21 protein-coding genes are annotated in these 24,263 nt (G+C 61.0%); 13 read left to right on the forward strand and 8 right to left on the reverse strand.

Going from position 1 to position 24,263, the window contains the following annotated elements; translation table 11 throughout:
* Positions 1 to 64: 64 nt before the first annotated feature.
* Complete coding sequence (locus tag AC1D3B_RS16315; protein WP_478191703.1) at positions 65 to 421, reverse strand: YraN family protein; 357 nt, start codon at positions 419 to 421, stop codon at positions 65 to 67.
* Positions 422 to 460: 39 nt separating this feature from the next.
* Between AC1D3B_RS16315 and rsmI the strand changes: the two genes are divergently transcribed.
* Positions 461 to 1,396, forward strand: coding sequence for a 16S rRNA (cytidine(1402)-2'-O)-methyltransferase (gene rsmI, locus AC1D3B_RS16320; protein ID WP_478191704.1), 936 nt, complete (start codon positions 461 to 463; stop codon positions 1,394 to 1,396).
* Between the two features lie 18 nt (positions 1,397 to 1,414).
* Here rsmI and AC1D3B_RS16325 read toward each other — a convergent pair whose 3' ends face one another.
* From AC1D3B_RS16325 to AC1D3B_RS16335, 3 genes are read right to left on the reverse strand one after another with little or no spacing between them, the layout of a single operon-like run.
* Positions 1,415 to 2,143: a glutathione S-transferase gene (locus AC1D3B_RS16325; protein ID WP_478191705.1), complete on the reverse strand. Its 729-nt coding sequence runs from the start codon at positions 2,141 to 2,143 to the stop codon at positions 1,415 to 1,417.
* A 3-nt stretch (positions 2,144 to 2,146) separates the two neighbouring features.
* Positions 2,147 to 2,413 carry a hypothetical protein gene (locus tag AC1D3B_RS16330; protein ID WP_478191706.1) on the reverse strand — a complete coding sequence of 89 codons (267 nt, stop codon included), beginning with the start codon at positions 2,411 to 2,413 and terminating at the stop codon, positions 2,147 to 2,149.
* Between the two features lie 42 nt (positions 2,414 to 2,455).
* Entirely contained in the window at positions 2,456 to 3,391 is a 936-nt protein-coding gene (locus AC1D3B_RS16335) for a pseudouridine-5'-phosphate glycosidase (protein ID WP_478191707.1), read from the reverse strand.
* 173 nt (positions 3,392 to 3,564) lie between these two features.
* Between AC1D3B_RS16335 and AC1D3B_RS16340 the strand changes: the two genes are divergently transcribed.
* The 3 genes from AC1D3B_RS16340 to AC1D3B_RS16350 are packed head-to-tail and all read left to right on the forward strand — an operon-like array spanning position 3,565 to position 5,766.
* On the forward strand, positions 3,565 to 4,386 hold the full coding sequence (locus AC1D3B_RS16340) for an alpha/beta fold hydrolase (protein WP_478191708.1): 822 nt from the start codon (positions 3,565 to 3,567) through the stop codon (positions 4,384 to 4,386).
* A 35-nt stretch (positions 4,387 to 4,421) separates the two neighbouring features.
* On the forward strand, positions 4,422 to 5,123 hold the full coding sequence (locus AC1D3B_RS16345) for a dienelactone hydrolase family protein (protein WP_478191709.1): 702 nt from the start codon (positions 4,422 to 4,424) through the stop codon (positions 5,121 to 5,123).
* A 19-nt stretch (positions 5,124 to 5,142) separates the two neighbouring features.
* Positions 5,143 to 5,766 carry a cysteine hydrolase family protein gene (locus AC1D3B_RS16350; protein WP_478191710.1) on the forward strand — a complete coding sequence of 208 codons (624 nt, stop codon included), beginning with the start codon at positions 5,143 to 5,145 and terminating at the stop codon, positions 5,764 to 5,766.
* A 42-nt stretch (positions 5,767 to 5,808) separates the two neighbouring features.
* Here the strand turns inward: AC1D3B_RS16350 and AC1D3B_RS16355 are convergent, their stop codons facing one another.
* Positions 5,809 to 6,450 carry a Bug family tripartite tricarboxylate transporter substrate binding protein gene (locus AC1D3B_RS16355; protein ID WP_478191711.1) on the reverse strand — a complete coding sequence of 214 codons (642 nt, stop codon included), beginning with the start codon at positions 6,448 to 6,450 and terminating at the stop codon, positions 5,809 to 5,811.
* Between the two features lie 166 nt (positions 6,451 to 6,616).
* Between AC1D3B_RS16355 and AC1D3B_RS16360 the strand changes: the two genes are divergently transcribed.
* Positions 6,617 to 6,877 carry a helix-turn-helix domain-containing protein gene (locus AC1D3B_RS16360; RefSeq protein WP_478191712.1) on the forward strand — a complete coding sequence of 87 codons (261 nt, stop codon included), beginning with the start codon at positions 6,617 to 6,619 and terminating at the stop codon, positions 6,875 to 6,877.
* Between the two features lie 175 nt (positions 6,878 to 7,052).
* On the opposite strand, the gene AC1D3B_RS16365 is transcribed toward AC1D3B_RS16360, so the two are convergent.
* Entirely contained in the window at positions 7,053 to 7,247 is a 195-nt protein-coding gene (locus AC1D3B_RS16365) for a hypothetical protein (protein ID WP_478191713.1), read from the reverse strand.
* A complete protein-coding gene (locus tag AC1D3B_RS16370; RefSeq protein ID WP_478191714.1) occupies positions 7,244 to 8,887 on the reverse strand; it encodes an anti-phage dCTP deaminase in 1,644 nt (547 codons plus the stop codon). Before AC1D3B_RS16370 ends, AC1D3B_RS16365 begins: the two co-directional genes overlap by 4 nt.
* A 211-nt stretch (positions 8,888 to 9,098) precedes the next feature.
* On the opposite strand from AC1D3B_RS16370, the gene AC1D3B_RS16375 reads away from it, so the two are divergent.
* The 7 genes from AC1D3B_RS16375 (at position 9,099) to AC1D3B_RS16405 (ending at position 20,515) form a co-directional block, all read left to right on the forward strand.
* Positions 9,099 to 9,557: a hypothetical protein gene (locus tag AC1D3B_RS16375; protein WP_478191715.1), complete on the forward strand. Its 459-nt coding sequence runs from the start codon at positions 9,099 to 9,101 to the stop codon at positions 9,555 to 9,557.
* Between the two features lie 754 nt (positions 9,558 to 10,311).
* Positions 10,312 to 12,870, forward strand: a complete 2,559-nt coding sequence (locus AC1D3B_RS16380; protein WP_478191716.1) for a sigma-70 family RNA polymerase sigma factor — start codon at positions 10,312 to 10,314, stop codon at positions 12,868 to 12,870.
* Between the two features lie 38 nt (positions 12,871 to 12,908).
* The gene (locus AC1D3B_RS16385) at positions 12,909 to 14,360 is read left to right on the forward strand and encodes an ATP-binding protein (protein ID WP_478191805.1); all 1,452 of its coding nucleotides are present in this window, start codon (positions 12,909 to 12,911) and stop codon (positions 14,358 to 14,360) included.
* Entirely contained in the window at positions 14,357 to 17,266 is a 2,910-nt protein-coding gene (locus AC1D3B_RS16390; protein ID WP_478191717.1) for a Z1 domain-containing protein, read from the forward strand. The genes AC1D3B_RS16385 and AC1D3B_RS16390 overlap by 4 nt, the downstream gene beginning before the upstream one ends.
* Entirely contained in the window at positions 17,250 to 18,260 is a 1,011-nt protein-coding gene (locus AC1D3B_RS16395; RefSeq protein WP_478191718.1) for a PD-(D/E)XK motif protein, read from the forward strand. Before AC1D3B_RS16390 ends, AC1D3B_RS16395 begins: the two co-directional genes overlap by 17 nt.
* 53 nt (positions 18,261 to 18,313) lie before the next feature.
* Complete coding sequence (locus AC1D3B_RS16400; RefSeq protein ID WP_478191719.1) at positions 18,314 to 20,038, forward strand: AIPR family protein; 1,725 nt, start codon at positions 18,314 to 18,316, stop codon at positions 20,036 to 20,038.
* An 18-nt stretch (positions 20,039 to 20,056) separates the two neighbouring features.
* Positions 20,057 to 20,515, forward strand: a complete 459-nt coding sequence (locus AC1D3B_RS16405) for a very short patch repair endonuclease (protein ID WP_478191720.1) — start codon at positions 20,057 to 20,059, stop codon at positions 20,513 to 20,515.
* Here the strand turns inward: AC1D3B_RS16405 and AC1D3B_RS16410 are convergent.
* Positions 20,493 to 22,022: a DNA cytosine methyltransferase gene (locus tag AC1D3B_RS16410; protein WP_478191721.1), complete on the reverse strand. Its 1,530-nt coding sequence runs from the start codon at positions 22,020 to 22,022 to the stop codon at positions 20,493 to 20,495. The genes AC1D3B_RS16405 and AC1D3B_RS16410 overlap by 23 nt on opposite strands.
* Positions 22,023 to 22,611: 589 nt before the next feature.
* Here AC1D3B_RS16410 and AC1D3B_RS16415 point away from each other — a divergent pair.
* Positions 22,612 to 24,132 carry a restriction endonuclease gene (locus tag AC1D3B_RS16415; RefSeq protein WP_478191722.1) on the forward strand — a complete coding sequence of 507 codons (1,521 nt, stop codon included), beginning with the start codon at positions 22,612 to 22,614 and terminating at the stop codon, positions 24,130 to 24,132.
* Positions 24,133 to 24,263 lie beyond the last annotated feature (131 nt).

The raw sequence follows: 24,263 nt of genomic DNA on the forward strand, positions 1-24,263 counted from the left end.
GCCTCGTGAAACAAAACGTGTTGCGTTGTGGAGCCGCGATCGGCGCGTGGGTTCCCGAAAAGATTCAACCCGCATCGAAAGCGCCCTGGAGCCACTCGATGCGATCCTCGATCAGCACCACGTCGAAACGGCACGGAGGCATCGCCCGAAGCCGGCTGACGTAGTGCCGTGCCGCGAAGACGATGCGGCGTTGCTTCACCCCCGTGATGCTGCCACCGGCACCGCCATGCGTGCCGCTCGCGCGCTGCCGCACCTCGACGAACACCAGCGTGCCGTCGCGTGGATCGCGCATGATGAGGTCGATCTCGCCGCCGCCGCGTCCGGGGGTTCGATAATTGCGCGCGACCAGGCCCAGGCCCGCCGCCAGCAAGTGGTCGAGCGCGGCATCTTCCGCCGCGTCGCCTCGCTGCTTCGTCGTCATTGTCGCGACCTCCCTGTCGTCTTGTTCTGGAGAAAACCTTTGAACGCACTCGCTCCCGCTTCATTTGGCGCCGCCTTGCAGGCTGCGCGCGATGCCGCGGGCGCGCAGCATTATCCGCAGGCGACGCTTTACGTGGTCGCGACGCCGATCGGCAACCTGGCGGACATCACGCTGCGTGCGCTGCACGTCCTGCAGATCGTCGATGCGGTGGCCTGCGAGGACACCCGCCACACGCAAAGCCTGCTGCGCGCCTACGGCATCGAGCGGACTTCCGCCCAGCTTCTGGCACTGCACCAGCACAACGAGGCCGAAGCCGCGCAGTCGGTCATCGCAAGGCTCGCGAACGGTGAACGCATTGCCTACGTGAGCGATGCCGGCACGCCCGGCGTGAGCGACCCAGGCGCCCGTCTTGTCGCCGCGGTGCGCGAGGCTGGCTACCGCGTGCTCCCGTTGCCCGGGGCGAGCAGCGTGACCACGCTGGTCGGCGCGGCGGGGCTGGTTTCGGGGGGCGACGCTGGCAGCGCATTCGTCTTCGCCGGTTTCCTGCCGAGCAAGGCCGGGGAGCGCGATGCCGCCGTGCTCGAACTGGCCGATGAACCGCGCAGCGTGGTGCTGCTCGAAGCGCCGCACCGCATCGAGGCGCTGGCGCGCGCACTGGCGACGCTGGGGGAACGGCAGATCACCGTGGGCCGCGAACTCACCAAGCAATTCGAGGAGATCGCGACCATCACGGCAGCCGCCCTGCCCGACTGGTTCGCTGCGAGCCGCGATCGCACGCGCGGGGAATTCGCGCTGGTCCTCCATCCGAAGCCAGCGGCGGTCGACGATGGCGTCGAAGGCGAGCGCGTGCTGCGCCTGTTGCTGGAGGAGCTTCCGCTCAAGAGCGCTGTGCGCATCGCCGCGGAGATCAGCGGCGCGCCGCGCAACGCGCTCTACGACGCGGCACTGCGCATGCGCGAAGAGCCGAACGATTAGGCTCTCCGCGGCGCGCGTTCAGCCGTCGAGTTCGGCATACGCCCGGAAGATGCCGTCCTCGTTGAAAGCGATACGGCGCGGGCTCTGCAGATATTCGTGCACCCGCTGCCGGCGGCTGATGTTCGTCGCGAGCTTGGCGACGGCGGGCGTTTCCGCAAGTGCCCGCGCCGTCGCCTTGGGGAACGCATAGCGCAGACCCGACACGAGCTGAAACAGCGAGAGGTCGGCATAGGTCAGCACGTCGCTGACCAGGTGCACGTCGCCCGACTGATTGCGCTGAAGCACCGTCTCGAACCAGCCGAGGAACTTGGGGATGCGCTCTTCGCGAAACGATTTCGCCCGCTCCAGCGCCGCCTCGCGCTGGTCCTCGTAGAAAAGGCCGGTCGAGAGCGGATGGTGCGTGTCGTGCGCCTCGGCCACTGCGTCGGCGATGGTGAGCTGCAACTGGTGCGTCCACAACCCGTCGGCCTCGCCGATGCCCGCCAAGCCGAGTCGCGGGCCGAGGTACAGCAGGATCGCCGCCGTCTGCCCGACGACGATGTCGCCATCGACCAGAAAGGGCGGCGCGAACGAAGGGCGCGGATTGTCAGCATCGCCGAGCCGTCGCCCCAGCGCGGCCTCACCGCCGCCTTGGGAGGGTGGCGCGCGCGCCACATCGACATAGGCCGCGCCAGCAGCCTCGAGCGCCAGACGAACGAATTCGCCGCGGCCCTGGATCGTGGGCCAGTAGTGGAGTTGATAAGTCACGGCCTACTGCCCGACCACGGACCAGCCCGCCTGCTGGTTGGTCTTGTCGTTCTCGTATTCCCAGCGCGTGCCGCAAGCGTCGCAGCGATAGCTGGTGAGTGTGACGGTGTGGCTGCCGCCGTCCGCATCGCTGCGCTCGGCCTTGCGGCTGGACGACTGCACCAGCTCGGCATGCCCCGGTGCACGGCGCCAGTTGCGCTGGATGCCTGCGCAGGAGGCGCAGAGCGTCATCTTCTTCAGTTCGGCTCTTCGGTTTTCTTCGTTTGCCATGTGGCCTCCGCTCACTGTCGTTTCGTCAAATCAGCGGGCATGTTAACGACGTGATGACGCGGACAATGCCAGCGCAAGCCTCGCGCCCACCTCGGCGTTGTGCTTCACGAGCGCGATGTTGGTGGCCAGGCTGCGACCGCCGGTCAGCGCCTTGATGCGCGCCAGGAGGAAAGGTGTCACCGCCTTGCCAGTGATGCCTTGCGCCATAGCCTCGTCGAGTGCCTGATCGGTCAACGCGTCGATCTCCTCGCGCGGCATCGCCGCGGCTTCCGGCACCGGCGTGCTCAGCACGACGCCGCCTGCCAGGCCGAGGTCCCACTTCGTACGTATGAATCGCGCCTGCGCTGCCGCGTCGTCGAGCCTGTAGTCGGCGCGGAAGCCGCTGTCGCGCGTGTAGAAGGCCGCGAAGTTGTCCTGCTCGCAACTGAGCACCGGCACGCCGTGCGTTTCCAGGTATTCGAGCGTGAGCCCGATGTCGAGGATGGACTTCGCACCCGCGCACACCACGGCCACCGAGGTCCGCGCCAGCTCCTGCAGGTCGGCGGAGATGTCGAAGCTTTCCGATGCGCCGCGGTGCACACCGCCGATGCCGCCGGTGACGAAGACTTCGATGCCGGCCAGCGCCGCGCAAATCATCGTGCCGGCCACCGTGGTCGCGCCAAGACCGCCGCCGGCGAGCACGGCAGGCAGGTCGCGGCGGCTGACCTTGTGGGCCTCTTTCGAGCGACCGAGCAGTTCCAGCTCGTCGTCGGACAGCCCGATGCGGATACGCCCGCCGATCACCGCGATCGTCGCCGGCTCGGCGCCCATGTCGCGGATCAGCGCTTCCACCTCACGCGCCGTCCGGACGTTTTCCGGGTACGGCATGCCGTGGGCAATGATGGTCGATTCGAGTGCGACGATCGGCCAGCCGGCCGCCTGCGCCGCAGCCACGGGCGCGCTGAAGGCCAGCCAGGAGCGGGCAAGGTCAGAAGTCATGGGCGGGCATCTACCTCCAAAGACCAATGCGCAATGACACCGATGGCCACTGCGCCGATTCGCAATCGGGAGGGGTCCGAGGCGCCCCTCGGGAGGACGCCAACGGCGGGGTATACGAGCATACTGCGCGCACCGCCATCTCCTCCCACCCACTCCCAAAAGGAAGCTTGACCATGCCCAGCATCACGACCAAAGACGGCACCGAGATCTACTACAAGGACTGGGGCACAGGCCAGCCCATCGTCTTCTCGCACGGCTGGCCCCTGTCGGGGGACGACTGGGACAACCAGATGCTGTTTTTCCTGTCGCAGGGCTACCGCGTGATCGCGCACGACCGTCGCGGCCATGGCCGATCGACGCAGACGTGGACCGGCAACGAAATGGACACCTACGCCGACGACCTCGCCGCCCTCACCGCCGCGCTGGACCTGAAGGATGCGGTCCACATCGGCCACTCCACCGGCGGCGGCGAAGTGGCCCGCTACATCGGGCGCCACGGCACGAAGCGCGTCGCCAAGGCCGTGCTGATCGGCGCCGTGCCGCCGATCATGCTGAAGACCGAGGCCAACCCGGGCGGCCTGCCGATCGACGTGTTCGACGGCATCCGGGCCGGCGTCGCCGGCAACCGCGCAGAGTTCTACCGCGACATCACCCTGCCCTTCTACGGCTACAACCGCGACGGCGCGAAGATCTCCGAAGGCATCCGCCATAACTGGTGGCGGCAGGGGATGATGGGCGGCATCAAGGCGCACTACGACTGCGTCAAGGCCTTCTCGGAAACCGACTTCACCGAAGACCTGAAGAAGATCGACGTGCCCACCTTCGTCATGCACGGCGACGACGACCAGATCGTGCCCATCGCCGATTCGGCGCTGCTGTCGGCCAAGCTGGTGAAGGGTGCGCAGCTCAAGGTGTACCCGGGGCTGCCGCACGGCATGTGCTCCACGCACCCGGACGTGATCAACCCGGATCTGCTGGCCTTCATCAAGGGCTGAGCGCTCGTCGCCATCCAAAAAGCGCCGGTGAAGCCATGACGAGCACCAACACCACCATCTCGACGCCCGACGGAAGTTGGGCTGCCTACGTCGCCCGCCCGAAGGACGGCGCCAAGCTTGCGCCGGCCATCGTGGTCTGCCAGGAGATCTTCGGCATCAACGGCGACATGCGGCAGAGCTGCGACGAACTGGCCGAGCAGGGATTCATCGCGCTGTGCCCCGATCTGTTCTGGCGCCTGGAGCCGGGCGTCGAACTGTCGCACCTGACCGATTGGCCCAAGGCCCTGTCGCTCTACCAGGCCTTCGACCTCGATGCCGGCGTGCGCGACGTCGCGGCCACTCTCGCGGCCGCGCGCACGTTGCCCGGCGCCTCGGGCAAGGTCGGCGTCATGGGCTATTGCCTGGGCGGATTGCTGACCTACCTGAGCGCGGCGCGCGGCAAAGTCGATGCGGCCGTGGCGTACTACGGTGGCCGGACGGATGAGTTCCTCGGCGAGGCCGACAAGGTCACCTCGCCGCTGATGATGCACCTGGGCGAGGAGGACGAATTCATCTCCAAGCCCGCGCAGGAGGCGATCGTCGCGGCACTCGCGGGCAAGCCGAACGTCGAGGTCTACCGCTACCCGGGCTGCATGCATGCCTTCGCGCGGCACGGCGGCACCCACTACGACGCCGCGGCGGCGGCACTGGCCAACGGCCGCACCTTCGACTTCCTGCGATCCAGGCTCGGCGGCTGACCCGCCGAAGGAGACGACCATGAGCAAGCTTTCATCGACCGGCTTGCTCCTGGTCGACCCGTACAACGACTTTCTGTCGGAGGGCGGCAAGCTGCAAGGCCGCGCCAAGGCCGTGATCGACCAGACGGGCACGATCGCGAACATGCGCCAGGTGGTCACGGCTTGCAGGAAGGCGGGCATCCGCGTGTTCTATGTGCCGCACAACCGGGCGAAGCCTTCGGACTTCAGCGGGTGGGCGCACCCGACGCCCTATCAGTTGGGCGGGCATCGCATCCAGCTGTTTGCCGAAGGCACCTGGGGGGCGGAGTGGCATCCGGATTTTCAGCCGGAGGCCGAGGACGTGATGATCAAGGAGCACCGCGGGTCGAGCGGGTTTGCGAATACGGACCTGGATATCCAGTTGCGGCAGCATGGGGTCAGCAAGGTGGTGCTGATCGGGTTGCTGGCGAATACATGCATCGAGACGACGGGGAAGTTTGCGGTGGAGCTGGGGTACCACGTGACGCTGGTGCGGGATGCGACTGCGGCGTTTTCGGTGGAGGCGATGAAGGTGGCGCATGAGATCAATGGGCCGACTTATGCGCATGCGATTGTGACGACGGGGGAGTTGGTTGCTTCGCTGAGTGGTGGTGAAGGCGGGTGACGCGGCCGAGGGTTGGGCACGCGGTGCTGCGGCTCGGTTCTGTCAATCCTGGGCAAGGAATGCACGCGCAGCCGGCCCTGTGAGAAGCACGAGGTCGACGCCCTGCTTTATTAATTGCGCCTGCACGTCGACAGTCCGTATCGTGTGCCTGATCGCTGCGGCCAGCTTGTCGACGATTGCGCCGGGCGTGCCCGGCGGTGCGTAGATGCCGTCGACCCTGGAACCGCTGCTCTTCAACCACTCGATGCGAGCCTGGAGGTCATGTGCAGATACTGACGAGTTCGCCGCCAAGCCCTCTGGTAATGGGCTGAACAGCGCCACGGGCACGAAGTCGCCGCGCGGGCCGTCCGGGAGTTCGTTGTACAGATGCCGCGCGACCCACATCGTCGTGGTGCTGGTCATCAGCAGCGTGTAGCCGTCTGGCGCCGCCCGCGCCGCCACTGTGAGGCCCAGTGTGCCGCCAACGTGTGGGCCGCTGTCGAAGACGAGAGGCTGCCGGAATTCGGCGCTGAGCTTGGCGGCGACTGCCTGCGCGATGCTTTCGATGGCGCCGCCGCGCAAGTAGCCGACGACCATGTGGATCGGGCGGGCGGGGTAAGCCGAAGCGGCGGATTCGGCCACCGAGGCGACTCGCTGCAACGACGATTTGGCGGCGAGGGTGAGATGTCTGAACGGGCGGTGCACGGTGTCTCCCTAATGTTGTTGAAATAGAGACGAAGAAGTGCCCGGTGCCGAGGTACGTCAGCGAGTTCGGATGTCGTGGTGCATACCGTGGACCTCCTTGTATCTCGATTCGATTTGTACCATACAAGCGGGTGCATAACGGATGCATAGCAACGAGATTCGTTGCATGCGATCCAATCAAGACCCCGCTCTGCTAAGAGCATTTGCAGCCGAACTGAAAGCCCGGCGTGCCGCGTTAGACATTAGCCAAGAAGCCCTTGCCTATGCATCAGAGGTGAATCGAACGTTTGTGGCGAAACTGGAACTTGCAACAACCAGTCCTTCGCTGACCAGCATCTTTCGGCTCGCCAACGGCTTGCAGATCGCACCTTGGGAGCTTGTGTTGTCGCTTCAGGAGCGATACGAGAAAGAACTGATGTCTTTCTAGACGACTGCGAAAACAAAAGGCCGGACGCCTTGGAGAGCGTCCGTCTTGCGTTTCCCGCTAGGAATCGAAAATCAGGCTGCAGGGCGCATGGGCCGCGATTCCAGACTTTGCGCGACTGGAGATACCTACCAAAGTAGCCGCAATAAAACCACCTGTAACTTTGGCGCAACGGTGACTAGGCTGTCACCTTTCGCCGGTTGGGAGCAGAAAATGTGCCCAACTTGGCATCGACCGATGGCTGTTTGCGCGTCAGGTATGTATCAACGCCTTCAAGATGCAGAGAGGAACGTTTCCGTTCAGACCAGGTGTTCACAGTCTGCTGAGCTTGTCGAACCTGCTCGGCGAGATTGGTGCGGGGCTTGGTGGTCATTTTTTCGCCTGTTCTCCATCTAGGTCCAACTCTAGACTAATCCCGAGAGCCTTAGCAAGGCGCGGCACCTCTTCGGCCACGATCGCATCCTCGATGTCACGATAAGTGTTGCGAAACCTCAGGAACCGCGGCTTGCCGCTGTTTAGCCTCCAAGCAACCGCGCGACCTTCAGCGTCCTTTCTGAGGTCGGCCGAATCGAAAATCTCCTGGTACTGCCTCGGGGCGACGCCTTCGAAGGGCTCGAAGTTGACAAGTTCTGATGATGGAACGGTTGGATCGACGCTTATCGCGTCGGGGTGAAGGAGCTTTGCCTTGCTCTTGGGATATGGCTCAACATATACGACACGCTTCACGCCGCTCGCGACGATATGCCTCGCGCACATGTGGCAGGGAAACGTAGTGCAGAAGAGCGTCGCCCCCTTAACGGAGACACCTAGACGAGCTGCGGACATCAGGGCGGCCATCTCCGCATGCACACTCCGACCAAACTCAAGCAGGTTCATTACGCTTGTGCCCTTGAGCACCGATTTTTTCGAGCCTGTGATCAGGTCTTGAACGAGCTTTCCGGTTTTCTCGCTTGACGGCCCGGCCGAAAGAAGGCCGTGGTCCTTGAATCGTTCTATCAACTCGCCGAGGACCTGGACCCGTTGGTCGGCGCTCGCATCAACGCCTCTTTGGAAATCGCGAGCATCCCCCTTGTCGCCTGGCCAGTAGAGATCTCCACCAGACTTCGGTACATCGTTGCATCCAACAACCACGAGATCGCCGTCAGGCCTAAAGATGGCAGCTCCAACCTGGCGATTCAGATCTGCAGACCTCAGCGCCGCTGATCGAGCGTGGTACATCCCATGCTCGTCACGGCTGGGCGTGTGGAAGACGTTGCCGAACAATAGCTCAATGAATCTGGACACCTGTGCCGCAACCGCTGACTTGCTTCGGCCATCAACGAAAAGATCAGCGAGCGGAAACGCATCCTTCACATCTTGCCCCAGCTTGGTGTTTTCCTCCAGCTCGTCTCGCTCGACGATCCCTTCTGCCTTGACGCGAGCACCCTTTGAGGCTCCGTATAGAGACTTGCTGATCCGCTCAGCCATCGCACCGACGCGCACATCCCGAGGTGAGTACACCGAGATCAAGAAGAAGCCCTTGCCATACACCTGCCGCAAGGTCTGCACTTCGTGCGGATGCTTGAGAGAACGAAGGATGTAGGAATTTTTCTCCGAGTGCCCGCCAAAAACCTCCTCTCTGATGCGGCGAATCTCTGCGACGGCCAAAAGCGCGACAGCATCACCTCGCCCGCTTTCTTCACGGAGGCGGGTTCCTTCGTTCATGAGATTCGTGATCCGCTCGTCTTCTGCATCCTTACTGTGATCCGACCTGAAGAACTGCTGGATCTGATCGCTTAGTCGAACGACGTGACTGCGATAGTGAGCGATCTTCAGTTCCTTGGTTAGCGCATCGACTACCGGATCAAGATCGACTCCGACCGGTCCCACCAAGCCGAACACGAGCTCAGGATGTGCGCGTGGAACCAAAGCACTTTCCGCATCAAATGGGGACTGCACCGTGTCATCGCTTGGCTTCGTGAACTTGGCGCGTTTGGTTCTTGGGGGCGGTACTTGCCTAGACGTTGTCGCCATCTAGACTTCTTCCTGCAGCGTAGCGTCAAAAATTTGGTTCAAGGCCGATTCCTCGCCTCCAGATAGGGCAACGCGAGTCTCACGACTTGACTCTGAGAGGCAACTAGGGGTTTTCACCGCGTTCCGCCAACTATTCCTCACAACCCCTTCCCGGAGGGCAAGCAGGCCTGATCTCATGAGCTAAGAATCGCCCTCGACCAAGAGGACATGCATGGACAAGCTACCCCTTCCCACGGACAACATCTACAAGTTCTATGCCTTTTTCGGACTGTTGCTCTTCATCTTCGGTGCAGGAGCTACTGTGGCTCTGCAGCGCGGCACGAACGATTCGGTTTACAAGCTATACGTCGAGCTTGACTCCGTCCGAGCGCCGAGCACGGCCCCTAGTGCCGCGATGGATCAGAAGAGCGAGAAATCGATACGCGAAGCGCTGTTGGAACGGCTGATCGAGGTAGCCAGGGAGGACAAGAAAATCCTCTCGATGTACCTGTCGGTCCTGATCGCCTTTTCAGTTCTGCTTACCGTTGCGGGCTTCTACAAATGGCATACGCAAATCCAACCAATCCAGGACGAAATGATGCGTCTGCAGCTTCAGAAGCTTCGCCAAGAGGTGGGGCCGCTGCTGCCGAAAGTTGAGGAACGAGCGGTCGGCTCAGAGGCTACCAGGTAGTCTCGAGCGGTCTTTCGGAAATGGGCTTCGCCGGCCGCTGCTCGATGAACGTCGCGATCACCTTGCGGGCACCCTTCGCTTCCCCGGGATAGCACCCGGTGAGCAAGAGGCAGGCCAACGAAAAGGCGACGCTTTGGGGCCGCCAGCTTGCTACTCATACGTAGTGAGAAGGTCGGGTGTTCGATTCATCTCTCCGGCACCAATATAGATAAAGCCTCGTTGCTATCAAACGTATAGCAACGAGGCCTTTTTCTTGGCCGATGTAACGGCAGATGTAAGGCGATTTTTTCGAAGGACCCTTCGACGAAACGCCCACGACCAACGTGGATTGCCCGCCTCGATCGCCATGTCGCTTTGCCCCAACAAACGGGCTATCGTGACAGAACGCGGGGCCACAAGACTTCCCTCCCACCTTTGGACCTCTCTGTCGTCGCTGAGCCCCGTTCACGATGACCCGTGAGCGCTATGCGCACAAGCTCGGCCTCCTGTCTCCTCGCGAGCGCCGCGTCCAAGGCTGCTGGCGCAGCACCAGAAAACTACCCAACTCATGGGGAATATTGCCGAGACCTGAACTCCACATTGCAGATGCCGGGTAATCGCTCCGACCCGCCCGATAGAATCTGTAACGGAAAACAACCATAACCAAAATGGCCGCAGGACGGACGACCTGCTTGGCCTAGTCCGGCAACGGTGGAGCAATCATTCAGTGACTGAGCGAGACCGCCACACACACGGGTGACAGGAGTGCGCGCGCGTGAATGAAGCGAACCTCGCTGTTCCCCGGCCTCTGAGCCAGTTCCTGCGAATGGCAGTCGTAGCCGGCGTCGAGAGCGCCGTTCGAATTCACATCGACCGCGGCGATGACCTCAATGCGCGCGACGGGAACGGCATGACGCCTCTCATGCTGTCTGCAGCCCGCAACAAGCCCGCCATCTGCAGATTGCTCCTTGATGCTGGTGCCGATCACTGCCTCGTTGACCCCTCAGGCAAGACGGCTCAAGCGATCGCCATCGCTGCCGGAGCGCATGAAGTCGCCGCTGTTTTACTAGCAGCCGAATTCTTTCCCCCTGTTTTTGAGCGTCCCGCCGCCGACCTCGAACTAAAAAGCACCGCCCCTGGCCACAGCCCCCTCGACGACACCCAGCCAGGCTCTGAAGCACACGAACCGCCCTCGTCGCCCGAACCTTCGTTCGTCGAAGCACCCGCACCGAAAGCCGCAAGGGAGGTCATCGCCCTGGACGAACTGGTCGAGTTTGAACTATCGGGGTGGGAGGCAGAAGAGTACAACCCTCCGCCCGAAGCGAACCCGTTGATTGAGGAGACTGCAGGCGCGATCCAAGTTGCCATTTCGGCCCATGAGCCTATCGACTCTTCGGCGGAATGGGAGGAAATCGATGCGTATTTGCCGGAGCAATCAACGCCACTCGCCCGTGCGGACGATGACGAGGGGCGCGCACGATTGCGTCTGCTTTTGCTCCGAGCGATTCGTGAAGGGAGTGTCCCACGTCTGAACGTAGAAGAACTCTCGACTGACGATGACCGCTCCGCCAACCCCGAAGCCGAAGCACTACTGAGCAGAGTCATCAACGATCTTGGGGCAGAACTTGATGAGCGTTTTGAATACTCCTGCGCCGGCGAAAGCTTTGAGGTGTTCGTTAACCCCGATGAGGCGCCCGGCGAAGAAGACACCCTCGATGAGGCGCTTGCCGCAGTCGACAGCGCGATATCTCCTCGCAACGAGCCGCTGCGCATATATCAGCGAGAGTTTCAGCGCCTGCGGCTTATCTCCGCTCAAGAAGAAGTCGCCATCGGCCAAGCCATGGAGAACGCCATGGAGGCCGCCCTGGACGCATTGGCGGCATGGCCAACCGGCGTTGCATGGACGTTGGCGGTCGGTGCCGAAGTAGTCGCAGGCATCCATCCCCTGGCCAGGATTGCAATCACTGGCGCTGAAGGCCATACCGATCCGACCTCCGCAGACGCTTCCGATACCGAAGCCCCAGCAATCGAAGGGGAGGAAGACACACCGGATGACGAGGACGAATCGCAAGCAAAGACTCCGGCACTTGGCGCGTCGGCGTTCAAAGACACACTGGAGCAGTTGGGGGCGCTCACTATCAGTGCCGATCCGCAAGGGTCCGCCTGGATTGGAGTCCGCGACCTGCTTGCCGCCCTCCGGCTAAATCGAAGCTTCTTGGTAGAACTTTGCGATGTAGAGGGCGCTGCGACTTCCGCAGCCGGCGTCCGATACACAACGGCGATGCAGTCCTATCAACGGACGCGCGATCGCATGGCGGCCGCAAACTTGAAGCTGGTCTTCCACATCGCGAAAAAATACCAATACAGCGGCGAGCCGCTAGGCGACCTCACCCAAGAAGGGAATCTAGGTCTTCTCAAGGCGATCGAACGCTTCGATTGGCGGCGCGGCTTCAAGTTCTCCACCTACGCGACTTGGTGGATACGGCAGCAAATTGGCCGCTATGTCGCCGACAAATGCAGGACGATCCGCATCCCGGTTCATATCTACGAAAAGTCCCAACGCCTGCAACGCGAATCCCAGGCATTCGAATCTGTCCACGGACGCCCTCCGGAAATCGACGAAATTGCGGCACGCACGGAGATACCCGCGGCCAAAGTGCCGGCGCTTCGGCGTCTGGCGGTTGCCCCATTGTCTATCCATGAGCTGCCCATCGAAGAGCTCGTCGTACACGACGACCGCGAGATCTTTGCTACACGGGACCCTGAAGAGATCGTTTTCACGACCGAGATCCGGCGAGAAATCGACAACCTTCTATCGACATTGACGGCAAAGGAACAACGAGTTATCCGCCTGCGCTTCGGCCTTGGCGTCCAGGATTCGTTGACGCTGGACGAAATCGGTAAGCGGTACGAAGTCACACGGGAGCGGATTAGGCAGATTGAGGCGAAGGCACTCAAGACCCTCAAACAACCCAGCAGGATGAGCGCCTTCATGCGCACGGCGCTGGGTGTCCAGACCGCTCCAGCGGAGCTCGCACCGTCAAGCAAGGAAGGCGACGGCGCCAGCATGGACGCCATCGAGTCACACAATGAATCCGAGTCGCGTCAACACACGGCACCCTCCAGACCTCCTCCGGGACAACCGTCAAAACTCGATCGACTGTTGGCCGACGCGACAGAGCTTGGCATCCCTATCGACGATGATCGCGCAGGCCCGTCCGGGCATATCTGGGTGAACTTCGTCACCGAGCCAGACAACCACCACCGCCAGCTCGCCCGCAAGCTGGTCGACTTCGGTTTCGAGTTCTGGCCGGGCAAAGGCTATTGGAAATGATCCCGAGAACCCGAAAAGCACCTCCGCGCGCCATGGCAATGCTCGAATCCTTGAGAGGACTGGGCTATTCAACGGCTGCAGCACTTGCCGACATCGTCGACAACAGCATCTCCGCCGATGCCGACGAGGTGCGGATCGACTTCAAATGGGATGAAGCTGAGAGCCGCGTCTCCATCCTCGACAATGGGCGCGGCATGGGCGATGCCGAGCTAGAAGGGGCCATGCGACTGGGCGACAAGAACCCCTTGAGCGAGCGCGACACACACGACCTGGGCCGCTTTGGCATGGGATTGAAGACGGCTTCCTTCTCACAGTGTCGCAGACTGACCGTCGCTAGCGTCAAGGACGAGATCCAAAGTTGCCTGCGATGGGACCTCGACGAACTGGCGGCTAATCCCGACAACGAGTGGCTGCTCTTTGAGGGCCCCGCCGACGGCTCGCAACGATACCTCGCCAGCTTGGACGGCAAGAAGACGGGGACGCTCGTGCTCTGGGAGAAGCTCGATCGCATCGTCACCGCCGGCTACACCGCCGACAACTTCAACGACCTCATCGACAACGTCGAATCACACTTGGCGATGGTGTTTCACCGCCTGCTGCAAGGTCCTCGCGCGCGCCTCAGGTTGCTGCTCAACGGTCGCTCCGTCGCGCCTTGGGACCCCTTCATGTCTGGCCATCCCTCCAAGCCTTGGACATCACCCGTCGCCAACCAAAAGACCGGCTACGGGATCGTGTCCGTGCAGTGCCACGTCCTGCCGCACCGCGACAAGCTGAGCAAGGACGAATTCGAGGAGAACGCTGGACCGGCCGGATGGACGGCTCAGCAAGGTTTCTATGTCTACCGCAACGAGCGCCTCTTGGTAGCCGGCGGATGGCTTGGCCTAGGCAATTCGCGAGCGTGGAACCGGGAAGAAGCCCATCGCTTGGCCCGCATTCGCTTGGACATACCCAACACGGCCGATGCCGACTGGAAGATCGACGTCCGCAAATCGACTGCGCGTCCACCCGTGTCACTGCGGCCCTGGCTCACCTCGTTGGCTGACAACACGCGCGATCGCGCCCGGCGCGTGTTCGCCTTCCGAGGGTCGCCCGCCCCAACAGCAGGCAATCAACCCATCGAGCAGGCTTGGCGGGTGGAGAGACTCAAGTCCGGCTTGCGGTACCGGATCGACCAGTCACACCCGTCAGTGGCCGCGGTCATGGAGCGCGCAGGCGAGCTGCAGCCGCTAGCACAGGCAATGCTTCGCGTGATCGAAGAGACGGTTCCAGTCCAACGCATCTGGCTGGACACCGCCGAGAACAAGGAAACGCCGCGAACCGGCTTTGAGGGCGAGCCTAACGCAGCGGTGATCGAGGTCGCGAGCGTGCTGTTCAACGATCTGATCGAACGCAAGGGCCTGAGCGTCGAGGACGCTCGCAAATCGATGCTCAGGACCGAACCATTCCAGAAATACCCAACGCTGGTCGCCAAACTGGAGAAGAAGCAATGACCGCAGCAGAAGAGGCAGCCGCGCAAGCGGAACTGCTTGAGAACGTCATCGCCACCGCGCAGCGGCTGGTGAAGGCCGAGAAGGACAAGTCCAAGATCACCCCGGCCTTCATCGCCGAGAAGGTCCACCTGGCGGCGACGACGTTCGCGGGCGACTCGCCACACGCCGTGGATCAGGGCAAGGCGGTCATCACGTTGATCCAGCGCTTTAGCCACTGGATCGGCAAAGCGACCACGCTCAAGGACAACGCGGGCCACTTCGATTGGCTCACCGCGGCGCGCAAACGCGATTGGCACTACTGGCGGCGCTACCGGGACTACCTGGAATCCAAGCTCTCCGACACGGTCGTCGAGGGGCTCGACGAGGCGACCGACGACATCCTCGGCCTGCTGGAAGACCCGCGGCGAGCTGACGACTGGGATCGTCGGGGACTTGTCGTCGGCCATGTGCAGTCCGGCAAGACCAGCAACTACTCAGGGCTCATCTGCAAGGCAGCCGACGCGGGCTACAAGATCATCATCGTGCTCGCAGGCATGCACAACAACCTGCGCTCGCAGACCCAGATGCGGCTTGAGGAGAGCTTCCTGGGCTACGAGACGACCATCGACCGCGATCCGGGCATGCCCATAGGCGTGGCCGAGTTCGGCGAAGACCTGAAGACCAACTCCGCGACCACGCGCGCGGAAAACGGCGATTTCAACAAGGCGATCGCCAAGCACTTTCACGGCATTTCGCCCGAAGAGCGGCCGTGGCTATTCGTCGTCAAGAAGCAAAAGACCGTCCTCACCGCCCTGCTGCATTGGATTCAAACGCGCGTGGCCGACAGCACCGACGCGAGCGATGGCCGCAAGCTCGTGACGAAGTTGCCTCTGCTGATGATTGACGACGAGGCCGACAACGCCTCCGTCGATACGGGCGAGCAGATGTTCAACGACGACGGAACGCCGGACGAGGAGCATCAGCCCAAGACCATCAACAGCCTCATTCGCCAAGTGCTGCACGCCTTCACGCGCAAGGCCTATGTCGGCTACACGGCGACACCCTTCGCCAACATCTTCATCCATCACAAGGGCGCGACGGCCAAGGAAGGCCCGGACCTCTTCCCTCGATCTTTCATCATCAATCTGGCCGCCCCGTCCAACTATGTGGGCCCCGCTCGCATGTTCGGCAAGATGACCAAGGAGGGGCGTAGGGGCGCGCTTCCCCTCTCCCGGGACATCACGGATCAGTACGATCCGGAGTCGGACTCGGGCTGGATGCCGCCCAAGCACAAGAAAACCCACGTCCCGACCCACAACGGCCAAGAGACCATCCCTCCTTCACTGCGAGAGGCAATCTGCGCCTTCGTTCTCGCTTGCGCGGTTCGAGAGCTGCGCGGCCAGGGCGATCAGCACAGTTCCATGCTGGTCCACGTCACCCGCTACGTCGATGTGCAGAACCATGTGCGCGAGCAGGTCGAAGAAGCCGTGCGCCGCATGCGTCAGAAGATCACCCGTGGCATCGACGCAGAAGAGCTACTGGATCAGTTGCGCAACCTTTGGGACGAGAACTTCTTACCCATTCGGGACCAGGTCGCGGAGCTCTCCCCGGCCGAGGAGCGTCCGCCAGCGATGCCGAGTTGGGACGACATCCTCGCCATCCTTCCCGATGTGCTGGACGACATCGAGGTCCGTTCGATCAACGGCACGGCCAAGGACGCTCTCGACTATGCAACGCCCGGCGCGGCCCTCAAGGTAATCGCGGTCGGCGGCGACAAGCTCGCTCGGGGCCTGACGCTGGAGGGCTTGTGCGCGAGCTACTTCGTGCGCACCACGAAGATGTATGACACGCTCATGCAAATGGGCCGTTGGTTTGGCTACCGACCCGGCTACCTGGATCTGTGCCGCCTTTACACATCTCCCGACCTGGTCAAATGGTTCGGCCATATCGCCGACGCTTCGGAAGAGCTGCGGGAGGAATTCGACTTCATGGCCGAAGCCAAGCTGACGCCAGAGCAATACGGCCTCAAGGTCATGTCGCATGAGGTGCTCACCGTCACCTCCCCCTTGAAGATGCGCAATGCGCAGACCCTCTCGCTGACCTACAGCGGCACTCGCCCACAAACCATCCTCTTCCATCGAGACCCGATCATCCAGCAGCAGAATCTCGACGCGACCGACGCCCTGATCGGGTCGCTCGGCACCACCTGGGAAGAGTCGCCGAAGTATGGCCGCGATGGTGATCCGGACTCCTGGCCAAGTGCTCGCCTCTGGAAAGACATGGACGCGTCCAAGGTGCTCACGTTCCTAGGTGCGTATGCGACCCATCCGAATGCCACCAGCGCCAAGGCCGCCGTACTGTCGGAGTTCATCACCAAGATGGTCGACACCGGGCAATTGACGAAGTGGAGCATCGCCCTGCTCGGCGGCGGCAATGGCGAAGGGGACGAACACGCTTTCCCTGGCGGCGATCTCTCGAAAAGCTATTCGATCCGTAAGACCGAGGACCCCACCGAGCCCGAGAAGATCGATCCGAAGAATTTCGCCATCGGCGTGCTCACCGACCCCAAGGATGAAGGCATCGACCTCGGCGACGGCGCTTGGCGCGAGGCCTTGGCCCTGACTCGCGCAGCCTGGAAGCCTGATCCGGCGCGCGGTCGGGTCACGCCGCCGAACTTCCCCAGCGGCAAGGGCATCCGCGAAGCCCGTGGAAAGCTGGGCGGCGACGCGGACTGCGGGTTGCTGCTTCTCTATCCGCTCACGCCCTACTTCTACAAGGACAAGACGCCGGAGAGGCTCATCGTCCCTGGATGGAGCAAGCCCATCATGGCCTTCGCCATCGCGTTCCCCGCCAGCGACAACCCGATCAGCGTGGAATACGAAGTCAACCTCCTCTACTGGATGCAGGAATATGGCCCGTCCGAGTGAAGAGTTCCTGCTGGCTTGGTCGTCGCTGTCCGGCAATGACCCAATGCCGGGGTGGCAAGCGATCGCCCTGCCGCCGGCCGGCCCCGTCGAAGTGCAGGCGGGCCGGCGGTCGCCGGACAACGCCGAGGCCATCCTGCTCGGGTTCCCGTCCGCTCGGTTGGCCCCGGCAGAAAAGCTACCCGAAGGCCAGGGCTTCACAGTCGAGCGCGCGGACCCGGAGGGCATGGGCCAGCTTTGCCTCGCGCTGACGCACCGGGCCGCCGGCAGCGCCGAGCTCTTCGCGGCCATGGCCTGCGATGTGGTCGGCGCGCTGGACGAGGCCGCGTCTTCCGGCGCGGGAGAAGCCAAGCTGCTGCGCGTCTTTATCGGGCGAGTCGGCGCGTGGCAGGAGTTCATGCGCAAGGGCTCGCAGACGCTGAGCCCCGAAGCCGAGGTCGGCTTGGTGGGCGAGCTCAAGCTGCTGCGGGCGATCGTCGACGCGGGCGTTCCGCTGGCCGTCGCCATCGAGTCCTGGGTGGGACCGCTTGACGGCGTCCAGGATTTCGAACTCGGGACCGGCGCACTGGAGGTCAAGGCCACGCTGTCCGCCGCAGGATTCCCAGCCAGGATCGGCTCGCTCGAACAGCTTGACGATTCGACGCGCCAGCCGCTGTTCCTCGCCGGCGTGCGCTTGCGCCAAGCCGAATCGGGGCAGAGCTTGCCGGAACTGGTGGCGGCGATGCGGGACGCCTCCAAGGGCGACGCGGAGGCCACCCGGCTACTGAGCGAGCGGCTGATCGCGGCAGGCTACTTCGACGCCCAAGCGGACCGCTATGTTCGGCGCTTCACCCTCGCCGACACTCGAGTCATCGAAGTGAAGGACGGATTCCCCAGGCTCACTCATGGCAGCGTTCCGCTGGGAATCACACAGGCTACCTACGAGGTCGATCTGGAAAAGACAGCAGGCGACAGCATCGCCGCGGCCGATGTATTGAGAAGATTGGGAGCAATATGAGTTCAACTCTGCCGGACTTCCTGCGCGAGACGCAGGCCGCCGTCCGATCGCAAATGCGCGACGGCGCGTTGTATGAAGAACTGGTGTTCGCCGGCATCGTGATGGAGCACATGTCGGAGATCGGCATGACCTTCGAACCCGTCGAGTGCCATTTCGAAGGCAAGATGGGCAATGCCAACCTGCGGCTGAGCGGCTACTCTATCTCCGACGATAGCGACCAACTCGACTTGTTCGTCAGCCTATATGCCGGCGTCAACGAGCCGACGCCCATCCCGGACTCCGAAACCAAGACGGCTGTCGAGCAGTGCTTGCGCTTCTTGACGCTTTGCGCCGAGGGCAAGATGGCGCCAAAGCTCGACCCATCCAGCGACGTGCGCTCGCTGGCCGAGACGCTGCAGGCCATCTACAACGAGCTTGAACAGGTTCGCGTCTACGTCATCACGGACCGCGTGGCCAAGTCCAAGAGCTTCAAGACGCGCGATATCGGCGGTAAGGCCGTGCGCCTGGAGGTGATGGATATCGAGCGGCTGCACCGGCATTGGTCCGAAGGCAAACCGCGCGACGAGCTGGTTGTCGATTTCAACGAGGTCTCCGGCTCGCCGCTGCCTTGCGTGTTCGTGCCCGGCGAAAACGACGACTACGACTACGCGATGACGGCCATGCCTGGCGAGGCGCTGCGACTGCTCTATGAGAAGTTCGGAGCGCGCCTTCTGGAAGCCAACGTGCGCTCGTTCCTGAGCGTCAAAGGCAAAGGCGTGAACGCCGGTATTCAGTCTACGCTGCGGACGGCCCCCGAGCGATTCATGGCCTACAACAACGGCATCGTGATCGTCGCCGATGAGATGCGCTTGGGCAAGGCGGCGGACGGCGCTGCGGGCATCACTTGGCTCAAGGGCTTGCAGATCGTCAACGGCGGCCAGACCACGGCCTCGCTCTACTTCACCAAGAAGAAATACTCCGAGACGGACCTTAGCAGGGTGAGAGTCCCTGCAAAGATCATCGTCATGAAGGCGCAGGACTCCACCAAGGAGGAGGCCCTGGTGTCCGACATCTCGCGCTTCGCCAACAGCCAGAATGCCGTCCGCCAATCCGACCTCTCGGCGAACAAGCCCTTCCACGTCGAGATCGAGAAGCTTTCACGCTCGATCTACTGCCCAGATGGGGTGGGCCAATGGTTCTATGAACGCGCCGCAGGCAGCTACAACACCCTGCTGGCTCGCGAAGGAAACACGCCCGCAAAGCTCAAAGCGTTGAAGGAAGCAATCCCCCCTGCGAGGCGCATCACGAAGACTGATCTAGCCAAATACCTGACCGCATGGGACCGCAAGCCCGACATCGTCAGCCTCGGCTCCCAGAAAAACTTTGACCGTTTCATGGCCGCACTCGCACCAACAGACGGCCAAGAGGCGCCACTACCCACGGTACCGGAGTTCAAGGCCATGATCGCAAAAGCCAAGATCTACCGCGAGGCGCAGAAACTGTTGCGGCCCATGTTCCAGGCCTTTCAAGCTAACGTAACCGCCTACACGGTTTCCTTGCTGGCCGAGAAGCTCGGGGATCGCATCGACCTCGATCGAATCTGGACCAAGCAGGCCGTTTCACCGGAGTTGCTGACCCAGATAGGCACATGGGCGAGAGAAGTTAACGACGTTCTGCATTCCTCGTCCGGCGGGAGAATGGTGTCTGAATGGGCCAAGCGGCCCGAGTGCAAGGAGGCGGTCACGAACGCGAGCTATTCGGCCCCTGCATCCAACATTCCGGAAGTGCTGCGACTCTGAACGGCTGCGGAGCGTCAATTGATCGACGTCGTCTCTCCCCAAACTCGAAGCCGGATGATGTCCGGCATCCGGGGCAAGAACACCAAACCAGAGGTGGTGGTGCGCCGCGCTTTGTTCGCTGCCGGCTATCGATTCCGGCTACATCGCCGCGACTTGCCGGGAGCGCCGGACGTGGTTCTGCCGAGCCGCAAGATCGCGATATTCGCGCATGGTTGCTTCTGGCATATGCACGAGGGCTGCAAAAACGCGAAGCTTCCATCTACTCGCCCGGAATTTTGGCGCAACAAGCTTGCAGGCAACGTCGAGCGCGATCGAAAGGCTATCGAAGCCCTCCGCTCCGACGGTTGGCGGGTACTAGTGGTTTGGGAATGCGCGACGCGCCAGCCTGCCGCGTCGGCAACTATGCCGAAGTCACTTTCCCAATGGATCGAGAGCGGCGACGCAATCGGCTATATCAGCGGCGCGCAGCCTGCATGAAGTCAAGGACGACCTCCGCGATCTGGCGGGCCAAAAGCGGCGGCACAGCATTGCCGACTTGGTGATATTGCTGCGTCCGCGTGCCCTCGAAGAAATAGCTGTCGGGGAATGTTTGCAGCCGCGCGGCCTCCCTAACCGTAAGGCTGCGGCATTGCGACGAGTCAGGATGGATGAAGTAATGGCCATCCTTGCAGATATGAGACACGACTGTCGACGAGGGCTTGTCAGCAAGCTGGACCCGGAAGCGATCGACGAACGGAATGTCCTCGTCCTGCATGTTTTCGTGATCAGGCAGCAGCTTGGGAGGGAATAGCCCAAGCTTGGGCGAATACCCCTGCAGCCGCGCGAAGCATGCGGCAAACATGTAGCGATGCAAATCCGACGCCATATGCTGACGCGTCTCGTGCTGCAAGACGCCGCCCAGCTTTGGGTCGTGCAGCCATCTACGAAGAGACGCGGGCACGGTATCACAAAGGGTCACGGGCGCGGGAGCGAAGTGCGAGCCGTGCGACGTATGCGCATCCGCCTCCTTCCAAGCGACCTTCATTTCCGCCTCGATATCCGGCCGGATGGGCGCCCGCCAATAACTCAGGGATTCAGGCGCAGATTTAAGCACCGAACGCCACACGCGATGCGAGTCGTCCCTCTGCGAGAGGCGGCTGCGCAGCGCAGGCAACCCGCTCAAAGCAGCCTGAACGCTCACCATCTTCGTGGCAGCTTTGAGCTTGAACTTGCCGCTCCCCCATATCGACGCCGGCATCGTCTTCACCATGTCCGAACGCACGCCAAACAGGATCACTCGATGCCTGCACTGAGGCACTCCGAACTTCTCCGATTCGATCAGGTAGTCCAGCGGCCTGGGCTCATCGCCATCGACGACCAGCGAGCGTACGAGGTAGGTCGATCCGTTTCCAGGATTTCTGAGGTCGGCCAAGATGCGGTCAAAGATCGGCGAACCTCCGTGCTTCGAATTGAGCATGCCCTTGACGTTCTCCATGATGAACACGGAAGGGCTGAATGACCTGATGATCCGAAGATATTCCGTGTAGAGGAAATGCCGCTTGTCGCTCTCGAATGCCTTCTCGTTGTTGGGCCGCAGGCGCGATCGTCCAGCCAACGAATAAGCTTGGCACGGCGGGCCACCGATGAGCACCCATTCGCTTGCGCGACCGATAGCCTCGCGAATCCAGCCGTCGATCGTCTTATGCGGCGTTATTCCCAGTTCTGCGCAACGCGCCTCAGATAGCGCCTTCTCACCTTCCGCCTTAACCAAGGGGTGCGCGAAGAGTTGCTCGCGCTGGATCTTGCCCTTGACGTAGTCGTAGTAGCAATCAGGAACCTTACCGTCTGGAAACGCCCTGAACAGTGCCCGGAGTGCCAGGGTCTTGTGGGCGGTTTCGTCCTTCTCTATGGACACCTTCACTTCGAACGCCTTGTGGCCGTCTGTATGGGTAGCGGAAGAGAAGCCCTCGCCGAGCCCGCCTGGGCCAGCGAAGAGATCAATCACAGGTATTGGGCTCGGACGAGTCATCGATTTCGTTGCTTTCTGCAGGCGCCGAGCACACCCGCCAGCGCGCCACCAGGTTAACCGAAATCGGGACCACGACGCGGAACGCGGGAGTCTACTTGGTCAACAAGCAGACGAGGCCGTACATGAGCGCAGCATTGACGCGCCGAGGAAACACCGAAACTCGCCGCGGGGTGCGACGGCGCAGCTCGGCACAACCGCCACCTGCAGCGGCTCGCGGCCCTGCCGCGGGGTTCTCTGAAAGACGCGTCCGGCCCCTATGCCTTGGCGGCCCTCTTGTCTCGGTGTGTTAGTAACAACTCTTCAATTCTTTGGCGCGACGACTATCAACTTATGCAGAGCGCAGGTGAACCGACTCACGTCTCATTTGACCAACAGGGTGAAACAAGGCGCGCGCATGGCCGCGGAGCTTCGTAAGCTTTGGGGCCGGCAGAATGCAGGCCTGCGCGGAACAGAAGAGGAACGATGACCCAAATATTTAGCCCCGATAAACTTAACCGTTTGCACGGCTCCTACTGGAGCTCGGTATCAAGCATAGCCTTAACAACACGCTTCTTGGGTCTTCGTTATGCAAGGTGAGCCATCAATAGTTATTGACCTGGAAGATATATCTCTGCAAGAGATGTCTCAGAAAGAGCTTGCCTTCAGAATTGAAGGTCGTGAAGGGGTACTCCTCCGAATCCCTCTGCCTTCCATCAACCGAAGCAATGAACACATCGACATAGTAAACGACTACCTTGATGCCTCTTACGCGATTGAATTAATTTCCCAAGATTGTCCAAATAGCAGCCTCGAAAAGAAATGGGAAAACAAATACTTCCCATGTTACCTTCTGACAATACAAAACCCGCAAGCAGAACCCCTATCCACCGCCATACTTGATCTCATTTGGGCATTTCAGTATCCGGAAAATGAAACCTCAGAGGCAAATCATATAAATATCAGAGAAAAAGTAATCGAATACGAGGAATCCATAACCACGAAGCAGTTAAGATTTCCCGAAATTATCGATGATTATTTTGCCAATTTGATCAATGGTGCATACTATCAACTAGAACCCGAAGAGGTTGCAGCTCTTATTAAATCCCATCCGGAGCGGGCCTACGGATTCTGGGTTTCGGCCTACTACAACAATAGAACACCCAAAGTCTACATGTCCACGGATTCCTGGATTGTTCCTCGCGAAATAGCAGTAGAGAGCATTTTGGAGGAGTTTGAATACGGCAACGACCTCTCCCTATTAAATGCAGAACTTTTGCTCAGCAACGGAAGAATTCTTGCGATATCCGAAGGAATCGCGCTAGAAATACCTATCGCGGCCGTTCTCAGGACGCTGTCGTGCGCGGAAGAGGTATATTATTCAACCGACGGCTACACGCTTAAATACGAATGGAGTAGCCGAGTCTTTTGGCAGGAGTTGCGAAAGAATAGCGATCAGCCGATGCCTCCTAGGGCAAATCGCAGGGAGGAATCGAAGCTTACTTGTTATGTTTCCGAGTATTCCGACTTTGTGGTTCTGGAAGCCGGCGGTGCACGAAGTGTTATTTTTGATGTCTGCGCATTGAAGAAACAAGAGATTCTTGAAATCGCCGCTTCATCCCAGTATCTTGTCGAGTCGATACAAGACGAAATTCAATCACCGCCCGATATTTCATTACCCTGGTCGAAATTGAATGACGAAATTTTTGAGCAGCTCTGCTACGACATCATTTACCAAAACTCAAGATTTGATCGCCATACCATCAGAAAAATGGGAAAATCAAGATCCCGTGATGGCGGACGAGATATCGTGGTCTCCACCAAACCGCGGCCGGGCGAGAGGAGCACGAAGTACATTTTTCAATGCAAGTTCTACAATTCAAATGGATCAGCAAATACTTCGAATGTAACCTCGATCTCTGACGTCATAGATCAATATGGTGCAGATGGGTATGGACTCATGTGTAGCTGCTACATCGACTCGACTCTCTATGACAAACTGGATGGAATAGGCAAAAATAGATCAATCGCCATTGAGACTTGGTCGAAATTTGAAATTGAACGATACATTGCTCGCAGACCTACATTGAGAGCAAGATTCTTCTCGTAGTCAAGCGCCACACTTTTTCAAAGTGGGCCGGCATTCGCGCGTCTATCAATTCCGCCCGTCTCCAAAATAATTTCCTACTGCGTTTTTCTCTTCAGTGGCAGGAGCAGCCTCCGAAGCCTCTGACTCACTGA

The sequence above is a fragment of the Variovorax sp. P5_A3 genome (assembly GCF_056400665.1).

Bases quoted from the DNA above. Each gene is read 5' to 3' on its own strand.
- AC1D3B_RS16315 (WP_478191703.1), bottom strand. From the start codon at position 421: ATGACGACGAAGCAGCGAGGCGACGCGGCGGAAGATGCCGCGCTCGAC.
- AC1D3B_RS16330 (WP_478191706.1), bottom strand. From the start codon at position 2,413: ATGGCAAACGAAGAAAACCGAAGAGCCGAACTGAAGAAGATGACGCTC.
- AC1D3B_RS16335 (WP_478191707.1), bottom strand. From the start codon at position 3,391: ATGACTTCTGACCTTGCCCGCTCCTGGCTGGCCTTCAGCGCGCCCGTG.
- AC1D3B_RS16340 (WP_478191708.1), top strand. From the start codon at position 3,565: ATGCCCAGCATCACGACCAAAGACGGCACCGAGATCTACTACAAGGAC.
- AC1D3B_RS16345 (WP_478191709.1), top strand. From the start codon at position 4,422: ATGACGAGCACCAACACCACCATCTCGACGCCCGACGGAAGTTGGGCT.
- AC1D3B_RS16350 (WP_478191710.1), top strand. From the start codon at position 5,143: ATGAGCAAGCTTTCATCGACCGGCTTGCTCCTGGTCGACCCGTACAAC.
- AC1D3B_RS16360 (WP_478191712.1), top strand. From the start codon at position 6,617: ATGCGATCCAATCAAGACCCCGCTCTGCTAAGAGCATTTGCAGCCGAA.
- AC1D3B_RS16365 (WP_478191713.1), bottom strand. From the start codon at position 7,247: ATGACCACCAAGCCCCGCACCAATCTCGCCGAGCAGGTTCGACAAGCT.
- AC1D3B_RS16370 (WP_478191714.1), bottom strand. From the start codon at position 8,887: ATGGCGACAACGTCTAGGCAAGTACCGCCCCCAAGAACCAAACGCGCC.
- AC1D3B_RS16375 (WP_478191715.1), top strand. From the start codon at position 9,099: ATGGACAAGCTACCCCTTCCCACGGACAACATCTACAAGTTCTATGCC.
- AC1D3B_RS16385 (WP_478191805.1), top strand. From the start codon at position 12,909: ATGCTCGAATCCTTGAGAGGACTGGGCTATTCAACGGCTGCAGCACTT.
- AC1D3B_RS16390 (WP_478191717.1), top strand. From the start codon at position 14,357: ATGACCGCAGCAGAAGAGGCAGCCGCGCAAGCGGAACTGCTTGAGAAC.
- AC1D3B_RS16395 (WP_478191718.1), top strand. From the start codon at position 17,250: ATGGCCCGTCCGAGTGAAGAGTTCCTGCTGGCTTGGTCGTCGCTGTCC.
- AC1D3B_RS16400 (WP_478191719.1), top strand. From the start codon at position 18,314: ATGCGCGACGGCGCGTTGTATGAAGAACTGGTGTTCGCCGGCATCGTG.
- AC1D3B_RS16415 (WP_478191722.1), top strand. From the start codon at position 22,612: ATGCAAGGTGAGCCATCAATAGTTATTGACCTGGAAGATATATCTCTG.